We start from the raw sequence: 13,673 nt of genomic DNA on the forward strand, positions 1-13,673 counted from the left end.
TCAAGTCTCGGTGGCAATCAAGAGACTGGCCCCATCACGCGCCAGAAGACGTGAGTTCGACTCGCATTTCCGGGTGAATGACGTCGCCGTTCTTCAGAATCTGCACGTCGTCCAGCCAAAGGTTGCAATTCCGCATGGGCAGATCGAGGTGGCACGCGGTGTCGTTCGTACCGCCAAGCTCCAGGTTCGGTCCGAGCGAGAAGAGCACGTTGCCATAGAAGGAAAGCGCATTCATGACGTGCTCGCTCGTCAGCTGGCGGGACACTGAAAATTGATACCAGCGGGCCTTCTCATTGAGGCCCCATCCAATGTGAGAGATGGCATAGGCCCGAGGGTCGTTGAAGCTGTCGATGTAGCTACGGATGAGCTGGGCGTCCAACCCCTCCCCGGTTATTTCAACGACGTGGCCTTTCTCAACATGCAGCGCCACCGGCGATTCGACGTACTTTTTGAATGCACAAAGGATGTCACCGGGCTGCATTACGACAACACCGTCCACGCCGCCATCGTCACCTTGAGTGAAAGAAAAACCCGACGGGAAATGGTCCCAGCGCCCTGCCTCGGCGGTGAATCCGTACTCTGAAATAACCGGATATTGCCCGAGCTTGTAGACGATGTCAGTCCCGCCATCCGAGGTGAAGCGCAGCTGCTTTGCAGACTCCAACAGCCCCTTCGCATACTCGACTCGACGCTGCAGGTCCGCAGTCGGGAACATCTGCTTCAACACATGGAATGGCTCCATTACCCGCAAGATGCGCACGCCAGCGGCCTGGATCTCCGCCTGCTCACGCGAAAAGAGAAGGCCGACCATATCGATGACCATGCTCGCGGATTTCAGGGCGGACATCGCGAGCGCATTGCCCACCAGCGGGTGCCGTCCTTGCACACCGACTGCGTTTTGCTGGCCCCTGCGCAGATTCATGTTGAAGGTCGTGGCCCCGAGGTGCGAGGCGGCGGCCATGAATGCCTGCGCGTGGTCCTGCCATTCATCATCGGCCGTCAGCACCACAATGTTCTCTCCCGGTTTTACCCGGCAGAGCTCCAGCTCACGAGTGAACAGCTCGAACATCTCGACATCAAGTTTCATTTCTTTTCCTGGTTCGATGGATATTGGTGGCGCAAGGCGGCTCTCAGAAGTTCGCTGAATCCAGTGAAGTTTTCTGCTTGCAGCTGATGTCCGGCCCCTGCCAGACGGAACGCCTCCATATCTGGACGCAGGTGGCGCATCTCTTCGATGTCTGTATCGGAGACCACGCCGCCCTCGCCCGCGCATATCAGGGAGACAGGGCACTCCGTCCTTGCGAGGTCCGCAAACATGTCCTGAGAGTGGAAGTCCTCGTAGGCCGCATAGACAGCGCGCTCGTCGCAAGTCGACAACCATTCCGCGCGCAAGCGTTGCAGATCCTCCGGCCAGGGAGCCGCCATGCTCGAATGCAAGGCTTCTGCCGCTTCTCCCTGGCGGGCCGCCTGCAACAGGCCTAGCGTGCGCGCGATGGGGATGGGGTAGGTCCTCCTCCCCGGCCCGCTGGTAGGTGGATCGACAAGCACGAGCGCGCGGACGAGTTCCGGAGCTTTCGTCGACATTCGCAGCGCAATCCGCGCACCCATCGAATGTCCGATCAATGTCGCAGACCCGATGTGTGTTTCGCGAATGAAGGCTGCGACGTCTTCTGCGCAAGCGTCCAGCCCGTAGTCCAGATGCGGCCCGGATTCGGACAGCCCACGGCCGCGAACATCGAGCACGAAGCAATCATGGTCGGACATGAGCCACCTGCCCACGTGGCTCCAAAGAATTGCAGGGCTCACGATGCCGGGCACGATGAGCACGCGAGGGCCAACGCCTGGGAAATGCAGGTAATGCTGTCGAATGCCATTGGCACGAGCCACTTTTCCTGTTCCGAAGTTCAAGGTTTTCTCCAAGGGCGCCGCCGAGGAAAGCGCAATACGGGTTATTCTGCTGCACAGAATGTTATTCCGTCAAGCGCTACAAGGCGCCACTCAGCACGTGGCAGGTGATCCGTTGCGTGCCCCCACACACGGCCGCGCTGCGGCGTCGACTCTCAGAGAACCCCGGCGCGGCAACCGCGGGGTGCGTGAGCAAACGATGGCTGAAGTCGCCGCGGTGAAGGCGCAGCGGCTACCCAGGCCTGCGAGATCCACATCGGCCCGCGTCAGGACCTGCTCGACCTCGCGAATAAGGAGCGTCTAGTGTGGTCCGGTCCATGCCTGCTCCTTCGTTCATGAAAGCCGCTTTGGGCGACCGTCACGCCGCAGTTGAGTGACAAGCTCACCTGACGATCGGCAACGCATACATCGGAACTGCCTTGTAGAGGAAAGATGGCCAATCGCCAGCACGCGCCAGATTCCATAGTTCGACCTGGTCGGCTCGAGCCGATCGAGAACTCTGGCGTGGTCCTCGTCGCACGCCGTGGCCGAGTGAACATGCCGCGTTTACTCACAAACCCTTGTCGACAAACTGCGGCAGCTCAAACGACCGGAGCGCCTGCTTGCGAAGGTTGAGATAGATCATTCCGCACGCTGGGTCGGCGGCATGGTCATTTCGATGCGCTCGCCACCTGGCAGGTACGCCGAGAGGATCGGATCACCCTCATCGAAGGGCCTCTGAGAGATGTTGACACGATGTGGGCCCGACCTCGGGTATCGCCGGGAAGCGATGGCTCCCGACGGCGCTCATGCGTGAGCGAGAATATTGACCAGCCTCCCGAATGGATCGCGGACGAAGAACCGGTGGACTCCCCAAGGTTCGTCGGTAGGGCCGTACTCGATAGAGAAGCCGGCGGCTTTTATGCCCTCGAGTGCGGCATTCAAGTCATCCACTTCGATCGATAGGTCCGGCACCGGAGCGCCGGAGCCACCTTCCGCAGCGAAGCTCACCTGTACGGGCCCGGCTCGGGTCGGTCGCCTCGAAATTGGCGACTATTCGTTTGACTTGCAACTTACCTCCTTCTGCTTTCGTGGATGGTGCTGCTCCGCTCGCTTTGACGGCGGGCCTCAACGACGGCTTGTGGCCGGCTGAGCCGGTCGGTCGGTCAAATTCTGGTCAGTCATCGAGCCGAGCATTGTCCAATGCACAGCAAGATTAGCGCTCCCCCATCCGACAGGGTGCTGCGGCCAACATCCGCGCTGCGCGCAGGAACGCCGTCGGACCGACCCAACTGACGTTCCAGTTGCCCGCGACCGGCACTTGCCGCTTGTGCGCGATCACCATCTCCCGCTTCGGTACGACCAAGATGTACTGGCCATGAACGCCCCACGCCATATAGGCGCCGCTCAGCGGCGAGTCTTGCGGCTCGTCGAGCAGCCACCACAGATAGCCATACCCGAAGCCGCGCCGTGCCGTGTGCGGTGGATGCATCTGTGCAGCGGGCGTGGTCTGTTGCGTCATTTGCTTGACCCAGCCGGCCGGCACGAGTTGCTGGCCGCGCCAATTGCCCTGGCGCAGCATCAAGTAGCCCAGACGTGCCATGTCACGCGTGGACAGGTAGAAGGGGTAGGCCAAGTGCTGTGAGCGGCGCGCGTCGCCGCTGCGTGCATGGCGGGCCAGATCGAAATCTTCCAGTTGCAGGGGCGTGGCCAGATCGTCCGCGAACGCCTGGTAGATGTCTCGCCCGGTCAGGCGTTCGAAGATGGTGCCCGCAGCGTTGAAGTCCCAGTTGTTGTACAAAAAGTAGCTGCCGGGCACATGCGATCCACGTGGGGGCGCGGCCGCCGCATCGTCACCGCCATTGGCGGCCGCGTGGTAGACCCCCGAACGCGCGGCGAGCAGGTCGCGCAGCCTGGCTTGCCGTTCGATCGGCAGCAAGCCGCCCACGTCGTCGATGCCCAGGTCGGCCAGCGTGCGGTCGAGGTCGATGGTGCCGCTGGCTACGTACTTGCCGTACATCATCGAGAGCACGCTCTTGCGCACCGAGAACACGATGCTGACGGTCTGGACCGGGCCCTCGCTGAAAAGCACGCTGCCGTCCTGCACGGCCATGAGCGAGGTGGTGTCCAGTGTGCGTACGTAGTTGCGAGTGGCATCCAGGTCGCGGCGGCAGGTGCTGCCCGGTTCAGCCTCGGGCGCTACCGACCAGGATGCTCCGGGGAAGACCACTGGCGCGGCAGGCGTTGCGGTAGCGTACCCGAAGGGCAGAAGCAGCGTGATCGCTAGTGCTGAAAATCGCCGGCTCAATAGACTGGACATGGCCGGATTCTCTCGCCGGCTGGCAGGTCGAACGGGCCTGCAGCAAGCATCATTTACCTGCGATATCGGAGAAGCCGTCGGTGTCGAATCGGCAGCACCACTTGACGTGGGGCCAGGTGCCTGTTGAGTTGGCCTCGACGACCCCCCGCGCGAACAGCACTTCGTGCGTGCCGTCGTCATAGAGGTTTTCTTCCTGGACCTCAATGGGTAGACCTTCAACGAGTAGCACGGGCAAGCCGTTGATGTCTTTTCGGAGATCGGTTTGCGACAGCATGATGAGATCGCGCTCAAGGAGTTCGTTGAAATCAACGGAGAAGCGAGGTGCCATATCGAATGTCTGGGTCTGGCCGTACCGTGCCCTTACTCCTCGGTCGGCCCGGTAGGCTCATACTTTTCGCGCATCTCAAAATACGCCTTCTTGCAATGTTCGAAGTACGCTCGTTCGTCGTCTGCGATGCGTTCGGCCTCATGCCCAGAAATCACTGGGTCAGCAAGGTTTGTCTCGACGATGCAAATGCTCACCACATCGCCAGCCTGCAAATTGGTGCGCAGCCACTCCAAGTGTTCATCCACGGCACCGTTCGCGCGTGCCGTCAGTCCTCCCAGACGCAGGTCAATGTCGACGCTCCCGTCATCACGACGCGGTTCTGCCTCAGGCCCCAGCTTTCCCGTCAGAGACAGGATGGCAGAGAGCACACACAGGTCGTTCGCACCGCCTGTGACAGGCTCCCGTCCGTTGATTGAGATTTTCAAGGCGTACATGGACAGATTCTCAAGGATTGGAGACGGGCGCTGACCGTCCGCCCCTGACCGCTTTCTGCCGTCCCCTTGGCTTCAGGCACCCTCATCCGCCGGCACATGACACACGACGCAAATCTTGTTCCCATCCGGATCGCGAAAGTACGCCCCATAGTAGTTCTCGTGGTACTGCGGGCGCAGCCCTGGGGGCCCCTCGCAGGTGCCGCCGTTCTCCAGCGCAATCCGGTGCGTCTCCCGGACGGCTGCCCTCGAGGCCGCTGCGAACGCAACCATCTGCCCGTTCCCGGGATGGTGCGGCAGTCCGTCATAAGGCTTGCAGATGACGAAGAGAGGGCGGGCGCCGCCTGCGCTGTGCCAGCCGGCCCATGGCTTCTCTCGCTCGCAGAAGCGCAACTCGACACCGAGGCTGTCCATCACGGCGCCGTAGAAGCGAAAGGCGCGATCGAAATCCACGACGCTCACAAAGACATGGGAAAACACGTTGGCTCCTGAGACAACCCGAGGTCGCCATTGTGCCCAGGGCGCAATCCAGCCTGTGGATAAAGAAACGGCCCGCGCGATCGGCTACGCCGGCGCCCTGCCCTTGACGGCCCACGCCAGCGCCGCATAGGACCGCGGACCATCGGCTTCGCCATCGAGATAGGCCGCCTGCACGGCATCCTTCAGCCGTTCACGCGCGTCCGCGTCCAGCGTGGCGACGTACTCCGCGCCGGGGCCGTCCCTGCCTTCGTACGGGCCCCAGTAGTCGGCGAAGGAGGCGAACTCCATGCGGATCGCGAGCGTGGTCTCTTCGACGCGCTCGAAGCCGGCTTCGCGCCAGGCCTTGGCGAGTTCGCCGGGCCGCGTCAGGGGCCGCGTGTAGTTGCGGGCGCGGCGCGGGGCGGCCTCGGGATCGAGCACGGCCGCGGTGTCGAAGAACATGCGGTTGGAGATCCAGCCGCCCCGCACATCCCAGACCGCCCCGCCGACGATCGCGCCTGGCTTCGAAACGCGCCGCATCTCGGCGATCGCCCTGCCCGGCTCCGGCACGAAATGCAGCACCAGCAGCGAGAGCACGCGGTCGAAGCCCTGTGCCGGGTACGGCAGCGCGCACGCGTCGCCCACGTCGAAGGCGATGCGCGCATCCTGGTTGTGGCGCCTGGCATGCTCGATGTAGGGCGGCGCAAGGTCCACGCCGCGGATCTCGCCGGCGCCGGTGCGGCGCGCCACGGCAAAGGCCAGGTGGCCCGTGCCGCATCCGACGTCCAAGATGCGGTCGCCGTCCGCGGTGCCCACGAAGTCCAGGAAGGGCAGCGCGAGGACGCGGCTCCAGCGGCCCATCAGCCGTTCATAGCCGTCGCCGTCGGTGGCGACGAAGGTCGAAGATGTGGTGCTCATGGCAATCCCTCCGCACGGACGGCCTCGGGCGCAAAGCCGTGCAGGCGGATGCTATGCCTCGGCCGGCGGCCGCGTCAACGCCCGCGCACCGAAGCCGCTGCGCGCGTCGGGCGCGAAGCGTTCGGCAAATGCGTCACGGCACGATCTGCTTGTAGCGGCTCGCACAACCGCAGCCTGCTTCGTGCAGCACCCTCATTGCAGCATCGGTGCGAGTGGCCTGCCGCCTAAACTTTTGGACATCCGAAGCCCCGGCCCGAGCAAGCATTCCGGGGCCACGCCTTGATGGATGGCAATGAACAACCCTGACCTGATTTCCCAGAAAGCCGACGCCATGAACTCCTCCATCGTCGAGCATCTCAGGCGCGCCGGCCGCCTGGACCGCATCTTCGTGGACGGCGAGTGGGTGCTGCCCGACACCCAGGCGCGCAGCGCCGTCATCGACCCCTCCACCGAGGAGCCCGTCGCCGAGATCGCTCTCGGCAGTGCACGCGATGTCGCCGCCGCCGTCGTGGCCGCACGGCGCGCGTTCGCCACCTGGTCCGTGAGTTCCCCCCACAGCCGCGCCCAGCTGCTGGACCGCATCCACGCCCTCATCCTGGAGCGCGCCGAATTGTTCGCTCAGGCCATCTCGCTGGAGATGGGCGCGGCCATCGGCTTCGCGCGCCTCACCCAGGTGCCCTCGGCGGCCGAGCACATCCGCGTGGCCCGCGACAACGCGCGCAGCTACCCCTTCGTCACCCAGCGCGGCGACATGGCCCTGGTGCGCGAGGCCATCGGCGTGTGCGCCCTGATCACCCCGTGGAACTGGCCGCTCTACCAGATCACCGCCAAGGTCGGCGCCGCATTGGCCGCCGGCTGCACCGTGGTCCTCAAGCCCAGCGAACTCTCCCCCCTGAGCGCCCTGCTCTTTGCCGACGTGATGCACGACGCGGGCACCCCGGCCGGGGTGTTCAACCTGGTGAACGGCAGCGGCGCGGAAGTCGGCGCCGCGCTGGCCGAACATCCCGACGTGGACATGGTCTCGTTCACCGGCTCGACAAGGGCCGGCGTGCTGGTGGCCCAGGCAGCCGCCCCGACGGTCAAGCGCGTGGCGCAGGAGCTCGGCGGCAAGTCGCCCAACCTGATCCTGCCGGACGCGGACCTTTCCGTGGCCGTGCCCAAGGGCGTGGCGACCGCGTTCCGCAATGTCGGCCAGTCGTGCAGCGCCCCCACGCGCATGATCGTGCCGCGCAGCCGGCTGCCGGAAGTGGAGCGGCTTGCACTGGAAGCGGCATCGGCTTTCGTGGTGGGCGATCCGCGTTCGCAGCAGACCACGCACGGCCCGGTGGCCAACCGGGCGCAGTTCAACCGGGTGCAGGAAATGATCGGCGTGGGCCTGGCCGAAGGCGCACAGCTTTTGTGCGGCGGCCCCGGACGGCCCGAGGGCCTGGACCGGGGCTTCTACTGCCGCCCGACCATCTTCAGCGCGGTGCACTCCCGCATGCAGATCGCGCAGGAGGAGATCTTCGGGCCGGTGCTGGCGATTCTTCCCTACGACAGCATGGACGAGGCGGTGGAGATCGCCAACGACACGGTCTACGGCCTGGGCGCGCATGTGCAGGGCCAGGACCTGGGTGCGGCGCGCGCGGTGGCGGCGCGCATCCGCTCGGGGCAGGTGCACATCAACTACCCGGCGTGGAACCCCGAGGCCCCCTTTGGCGGCTACAAGCGCTCGGGCAATGGGCGTGAATACGGGGTCGAGGGGTTCGAGGAATATTTGGAAACCAAAGCCATTCTTGGCTACCAGGATGCCTCGGCACCCGCCAGCGCCTGACAGGATTTCAGTGAAGACATCGCGCATCGCGCAGGAGCAATCATGACCGTGGCCCTAGTACTGCATCGCGCCGATGGCGCGCCCGTTTCAACGGCTTTCCGCCGTGCGCCGTTCGGCAAGGACGACCCCTTTGCGCGGCATCGCGAGATCGCGTGGGAAGGCCCGGGCGCAATGAGCGCGGGCCGCACCAGCTTCATCGGCGAGCTCGACATCGCAAGCTATCCGCACATCGAGACCATCGTGGTGATCGAGGGCGAGCTGACCCTGACGGCCGAAGGCGCGGCCCCGCTGGTGGTCGGTCCGCAAGCGGGTGCCGTGATCGGAAGCGGCACCTCGCTTCGCATCGAGGCGGCGTCCCGCGTGCGATTCGTGTTCTGCGCGGCTGCCTGCGACAAGCCGACGCAGCGCGGCGTCTTCGCGCTGCATGCCGACGCCGACTTCAAGCCCACCGGCACGCTGCCCGCCGAAGTGCTGCTGGGTCCCGTGCCGGAGTGCCGCAGCGACAAGGTCTTCACCGATGACGCTGCGCAGTACCTTGCGGGCACCTGGGACTCGACCCCCTACCACCGGATCGTTCGCGCGCACCGCATGAACGAGTTCATGCATATCGTGGCGGGCGGCGTGCGCTTCGCAGCGCCGGATGGCAGCGTGCTGTCGGTGGGCACGGGCGATGCGCTCTTCGTGCCACAGGGCGCACAGATCGGGTGGGAGAGCAGCGACCGCGTGGCAAAGTTCTACGTGTGCCAGGCCGTCCCGGCCTGAGCGGGCGAGCGAGATCCATCGTGTCCCCTCCACTGCGCCACATCCAAACTTCGTCCATGCTGCCGGCTTCGGCCGACGTCGTCGTGATCGGCGGCGGCATCATCGGCGTCTTCACCGCCTACTACCTGGCCAAGCGCGGCGTGTCGGTGGCGCTGGTCGAAAAGGGCAGCATCGGCGCCGAACAGTCGAGCCGCAACTGGGGCTGGTGCCGCCAGCAGAACCGCGATGCGCGCGAACTGCCGTTGGCGAGCAAGAGCCTCGACCTGTGGGAACAGTTTGCCGCGGAGACCGGCGAAGACACTGGCTTCCAACGCTGCGGCCTGCTGTACCTCAGCAATGACGAAGCGGAGATTTCGCGTTGGGCCACGTGGCGCGATTTCGCGCAGACCGCCGGCGTGACCACCCACATGCTGAGCAGCCGCGAAGCCGCCGAGCGCGGCAAGGCAACGGGCCGCGCGTGGAAGGGCGGCGTCTTCTCGCCCAGCGACGGCACCGCCGATCCCGGCAAGGCTGCGCCGGCCGTGGCCGCTGCGTTCATCAAGCTCGGCGGCAGCGTCCACCAGAACTGCGCTGCGCGCGGCATCGAGACCGAAGCCGGACGCGTCAGCGGCGTCATCACGGAGGCCGGCGTCATCAAGACCAAGACCGTCGTGATGGCGGGCGGCGCGTGGGCGTCCTCGTTCTGCCGCCAACTCGGCATCCGCTTTCCGCAGGCCTCGATCCGCCAATCCATTCTCAGTGTGTCCGCGGTGGAGCATCGCTTGCCCGCCGCCGTGGTGAGCGCGGGCGTGTCTGCCACGCGCCGCAACGACGGACGCTATGCACTGGCCATCAGCGGCCGTGCGCGCGTGGACCCGACAGGGCAGTTCCTGCGCTTCGCGCCGCAGTTCGTGCCCATGTTCGCCAAGCGCTGGCGCAACCTTCGCCCGGGCGGCCTCGAAGCCATTCGCAGTGGCCATGAAACGCTGGCGCGCTGGCGGCTCGATGCGCCCACGCCCATGGAGCGCGTGCGCATCCTCGATCCGAAGCCCGATCCCGTGAGCATCCGGGACACCCACCGCCGCGCGGTCGAACTGCTGCCCCAGCTGCGCGATGCCAAGATCACGCACGCCTGGGCCGGCTACATCGACAGCACGCCCGACGGTGTTCCCGGCATCGGCGAAGTGCCGGGCCTGCCGGGCTTCATCCTGGCCGCGGGCTTCTCCGGGCACGGCTTCGGCATCGGCCCTGGCGCCGGCCACCTGATCGCAGACCTGGCCACCGGCGCAGAACCGATCGTCGATCCCGTGCCCTACAGGCCGGCGCGGTTCAGCGGCTCGTCATGGGGCAAGGTCGCTGATTTCTAAGCCGCGGCGGATGGCCGTGGCACCCGGCGTCATCGCGCGCTCCTTCGCCTCCATGGCGGCGGCGCAAGCGACTGGCGCAGCATCGCCAGAAAGGCCGTTGCCCGCGCACTCCGGCCGAAGCGGGTGCCCAGCATCGCGACGACGTCGGCCGCAGGAACTTCCCAGCTCGCAAGCACCCGCTTGAGCCGGCCGGCCGCGAGGTCGGCCGCAACGTTCCACTCCGAGCGCATGGCCACGCCTTGCCCCGACACCGCCCACTCGCACACCACCGCGCCGTCGTTGCTGCACATGGTGGGACGGATCCTGACGGTTTCCGACCCGCGCGTCGCGTGCGCGAAGCGCCACAGCGTGACGTCTTCGTCGTTCTCTCTCACGACCAGGCACCGGTGCCGCAGCAGGTCCGCAGGCGACTGGATCGGCGGCCCGCTGGCAAGATAGTCCGGGCTGGCGCAAAGGATGCGCCGGTTGGGCGCCAGCGTCGTCACGATCTGGTTCTGGGCACCGGGCGGTCCGATGTGGACGATGACGTCGCTGCTCTCGAGCAGGTGCGCGCCGGGATGATCGGCAAGGTCCAGCGTGACCGTCACGCCGGGATGCGCCTTCGCGAACGCATCGACCACGGGTGCGACATGCAGCCGCCCGAAGCCATGCGGCGCTGCGATGCGCAGATGCCCGCTGACGGCCTTCTTGCGGTTGGCCAATGCCTCGGTCAGCGCCTCCATCGCATCGGCCACGATCGTGCCGTGCGATGCGACCAGATCGCCTTCGTCGGTCAGGACCATCCTGCGGCCGGAGCGGTCGATCAGCCGGATGCCAATGCGTGCTTCCAGCGCTTGCAGGCGCTGCGTGACGGCCGGCGGCGTGACGTCCATCTTCCGCGCCGCTTCGGCGAGCGACGCGGACCGGGCCAGCACGTTGAAGAAGCGCAGGTCCTCGGAGCTGATCATTTAGTTGAGCCTTAACTTGCCATGCAGGATCGATAAATTGTAGGTTCAATCGATCGGGCGCAATATCCAGACATCGCACACGCACAATCCGGAGCACGACATTGGCCCCAGTCATTGCCACGAAGCAGGCACCAGCCGCCATGGCGACCCCGTCCGGCCACGCCGCCGACGATGACGCGGTGCTGCTGCCGTTCGGCACCGAGCACCTCGAAGACGCCCTCCGGCTTTCGCAGGAGATGGCATGGCCCTACCGGCTCGAGGACTGGGCCATCGCGCTCGAGCTCGGCCAGGGCTTCGTGCTCTGCAACCGCGCGGGCAAGGTGATCGCGACCGCAGTCTGGTGGGCCTACGGCGAGGGTCACGCTTCGTGCGGAATGATCATCGTCGCCAAGGCGGCCCAGGGCCGCGGTCATGGCGCCCGGCTGATGGACGCGCTGCTTGCAGCGGCACACCCCCGAACCATCACGCTCAACTCGACGGCCGAAGGCCTCGCGCTGTATGAGAGGCGCGGCTTCGTGCGCATCGGCGTCGTGCAGCAGCATCAAGGCGTGCCCCACGCGCACCACCAGGCGCCACCCGCCGACCTGGTCAGGGCGATGACGCCATCGGACGCCGAGGCGGTCGCGCGCCTGGACCTGGCCGCCACGGGCTGGACCCGGCCGCAGATGCTCACGCGGCTCGTCAAGGCCGGCGACGGCCTCGTGCTCGTGCGCGGCGGCGAGCCGCGCGGCTTTGCCGTGTCACGGCCCTTCGGCCGCGGGCAGGTCATCGGCCCCGTGGTCGCAGAAAGTGCGGCCGATGCGCGCACCCTGGTCGAAGCCGCGCTCGCAGGTCTGGGCCAGGTCTTCGTGCGCATCGACACCGCGGCCACCTCGCAGCTCGGCGGCTGGCTCGAAGGCATCGGCCTCGTCCAGGTCAGCGACGCCACCACCATGGTCAAGGGCCCCCGCATTCCGACGGCAGGACCGGCACGCATGTTCGCGCTGGCCAACCAGTCGTTCAACTAGGAGACATCACCATGACGCGCTCGAAGATGCCGCAAACCTCGAAAAGGCCGCTATGAAGCTGGCCTCGTATTGGCTGGACACCTCGGAGCCCTTCCGCAGTGCCGCTGCGGGCCCGGTGCAGGGTGCCTGCGACGTGGCGGTGATCGGCGGTGGCCTGACCGGCTGCTCGGCGGCGCTGGCGCTTGCCAAGAAGGGTGCACGCGTGGTGCTCCTGGAAGCCGGGACCATCGGGCACGCAGCCTCGGGCCGCAACGGCGGCATGTGCAACAACGGCTTCGCGCAGGACTACGGCACCATGTCGGCCAAGCTCGGCAAGGACGTTGCCGACCGGCTCTATCGGGCCTTCGACGCCGGCGTCGATACGGTCGAACGCCTGGTGACCGAAGAGAAGATCGACTGCAGCTTCGCACGCGTCGGCAAGATCAAGCTCGCGGCCAAGCCCGAGCACTACGAGAAGCTGGCGCGCAGCCAGGAACTGCTGGCCGCCAATGTCGACCCCGACACCGAGATGGTGAGCCGCGCCGACCTGGCGCGCGAGGTCGGATCGAACCGCTTCCATGGCGGCCTCGTCTACCGCAAGGGCGCCGGCATGCATGTGGGGCGCTTCGTGCGCGGCCTGGGCGAAGCGGCCGCGCGGCGCGGCGTGGAGATCCATGAACATGCACCGATGACGGCCCTGCGGCCGATCCCCGGCGGCGGGCACCAGATCGAAACGCCGAAGGGCCGGCTCCACGCGAGGCAGGTGCTGCTCGCGAGCGGCACCTCGCAGACGGGGCCGCTGGGTTGGATCCGCCGCCGCATCGTGCCGGTCGGCGCGTTCCTGATCGTCACCGAGCCGCTGCCGACGGAGACGCTCGACCGGCTGCTGCCGCGGCGGCGCATGGCGGTCGATACCAGGAACCTCGTCAACTACTTCCGCACCACGCCCGACAACCGGCTGCTCTTCGGCGGACGCGCGCGCTTCGCCGTCTCCAATCCCAACTCCGACGAGAAGAGCGGTGCGATCCTGAAGGCCGCGCTGCACGAGGTCTTTCCGGAGCTGCGCAACGCACGCATCGACTACTGCTGGGGCGGCATGGTCGACATGACACGCGACCGCCTGCCACGCGCCGGCGAGCGCAACGGCATCTACTACTCGATGGGCTACAGCGGCCACGGCACCCAGATGTCGACCCTCATGGGGACGATCATGGCCGAGGTCATGGACGGGCGCGCCGAACTCAACCCGTGGAAAGACTTCGACTGGCCCGCGATCCCGGGCCATGTCGGGCCGCCGTGGTTCCTGCCGCTGGTGGGGGCGTATTACCGGCTCAAGGACAAGCTCGCCTGAAGCCCGTCTCGCCTGCACATCGGACGAAGAGGAAACCATCGGAAATGCCAGGCGCCCTTCCGATTGACAAAGAAACTGCTTGGGAAACGCCGCGATATGGCACCTGCTGCAAAAGGGTGAGTTCTAGA

At 66.1% G+C, this 13,673-nt stretch carries 13 protein-coding genes and 1 pseudogene; 5 read left to right on the forward strand and 9 right to left on the reverse strand.

Going from position 1 to position 13,673, the window contains the following annotated elements; genetic code table 11:
- Positions 1-34: 34 nt before the first annotated feature.
- The 8 genes and pseudogenes from ABID97_RS28520 to ABID97_RS28555 form a co-directional block, all read right to left on the reverse strand.
- Positions 35-1,087 (reverse strand): 2,5-dihydroxypyridine 5,6-dioxygenase NicX family protein, encoded by a 1,053-nt coding sequence (locus tag ABID97_RS28520; RefSeq protein ID WP_354402842.1) that lies wholly within the window; start codon positions 1,085-1,087, stop codon positions 35-37.
- Positions 1,084-1,908 (reverse strand): alpha/beta fold hydrolase, encoded by an 825-nt coding sequence (locus ABID97_RS28525; RefSeq protein ID WP_354402844.1) that lies wholly within the window; start codon positions 1,906-1,908, stop codon positions 1,084-1,086. The genes ABID97_RS28520 and ABID97_RS28525 overlap by 4 nt, the downstream gene beginning before the upstream one ends.
- 783 nt (positions 1,909-2,691) lie before the next feature.
- Positions 2,692-2,901, reverse strand: a pseudogene (locus ABID97_RS28530) (VOC family protein); the annotation flags it as partial.
- A 199-nt stretch (positions 2,902-3,100) separates the two neighbouring features.
- Positions 3,101-4,204: a serine hydrolase domain-containing protein gene (locus ABID97_RS28535; RefSeq protein ID WP_354402845.1), complete on the reverse strand. Its 1,104-nt coding sequence runs from the start codon at positions 4,202-4,204 to the stop codon at positions 3,101-3,103.
- Positions 4,205-4,253: 49 nt separating this feature from the next.
- Positions 4,254-4,532, reverse strand: coding sequence for a hypothetical protein (locus ABID97_RS28540; protein ID WP_354402847.1), 279 nt, complete (start codon positions 4,530-4,532; stop codon positions 4,254-4,256).
- Between the two features lie 32 nt (positions 4,533-4,564).
- Positions 4,565-4,966, reverse strand: a complete 402-nt coding sequence (locus ABID97_RS28545; RefSeq protein ID WP_354402848.1) for a hypothetical protein — start codon at positions 4,964-4,966, stop codon at positions 4,565-4,567.
- 72 nt (positions 4,967-5,038) lie between these two features.
- Complete coding sequence (locus tag ABID97_RS28550) at positions 5,039-5,443, reverse strand: VOC family protein (protein WP_354402849.1); 405 nt, start codon at positions 5,441-5,443, stop codon at positions 5,039-5,041.
- 84 nt (positions 5,444-5,527) lie between these two features.
- A complete protein-coding gene (locus ABID97_RS28555; RefSeq protein ID WP_354402850.1) occupies positions 5,528-6,340 on the reverse strand; it encodes a class I SAM-dependent methyltransferase in 813 nt (270 codons plus the stop codon).
- 331 nt (positions 6,341-6,671) lie between these two features.
- On the opposite strand from ABID97_RS28555, the gene ABID97_RS28560 reads away from it, so the two are divergent.
- From ABID97_RS28560 to ABID97_RS28570, 3 genes are read left to right on the forward strand one after another with little or no spacing between them, the layout of a single operon-like run.
- Positions 6,672-8,153, forward strand: coding sequence for an aldehyde dehydrogenase family protein (locus tag ABID97_RS28560; protein ID WP_354402851.1), 1,482 nt, complete (start codon positions 6,672-6,674; stop codon positions 8,151-8,153).
- 42 nt (positions 8,154-8,195) lie between these two features.
- Positions 8,196-8,915, forward strand: a complete 720-nt coding sequence (locus tag ABID97_RS28565) for a cupin domain-containing protein (protein ID WP_354402852.1) — start codon at positions 8,196-8,198, stop codon at positions 8,913-8,915.
- 20 nt (positions 8,916-8,935) lie between these two features.
- Complete coding sequence (locus ABID97_RS28570) at positions 8,936-10,261, forward strand: NAD(P)/FAD-dependent oxidoreductase (protein WP_354402854.1); 1,326 nt, start codon at positions 8,936-8,938, stop codon at positions 10,259-10,261.
- 29 nt (positions 10,262-10,290) lie between these two features.
- Here ABID97_RS28570 and ABID97_RS28575 read toward each other — a convergent pair whose 3' ends face one another.
- Positions 10,291-11,208: a LysR family transcriptional regulator gene (locus tag ABID97_RS28575; protein ID WP_354402855.1), complete on the reverse strand. Its 918-nt coding sequence runs from the start codon at positions 11,206-11,208 to the stop codon at positions 10,291-10,293.
- 140 nt (positions 11,209-11,348) lie between these two features.
- Between ABID97_RS28575 and ABID97_RS28580 the strand changes: the two genes are divergently transcribed.
- Positions 11,349-12,215, forward strand: a complete 867-nt coding sequence (locus tag ABID97_RS28580; protein ID WP_354402856.1) for a GNAT family N-acetyltransferase — start codon at positions 11,349-11,351, stop codon at positions 12,213-12,215.
- A 52-nt stretch (positions 12,216-12,267) separates the two neighbouring features.
- Positions 12,268-13,545 carry an NAD(P)/FAD-dependent oxidoreductase gene (locus ABID97_RS28585; RefSeq protein WP_354402857.1) on the forward strand — a complete coding sequence of 426 codons (1,278 nt, stop codon included), beginning with the start codon at positions 12,268-12,270 and terminating at the stop codon, positions 13,543-13,545.
- Positions 13,546-13,673 lie beyond the last annotated feature (128 nt).

This window comes from Variovorax sp. OAS795, assembly GCF_040546685.1.
GTDB lineage: Bacteria > Pseudomonadota > Gammaproteobacteria > Burkholderiales > Burkholderiaceae_C > Variovorax.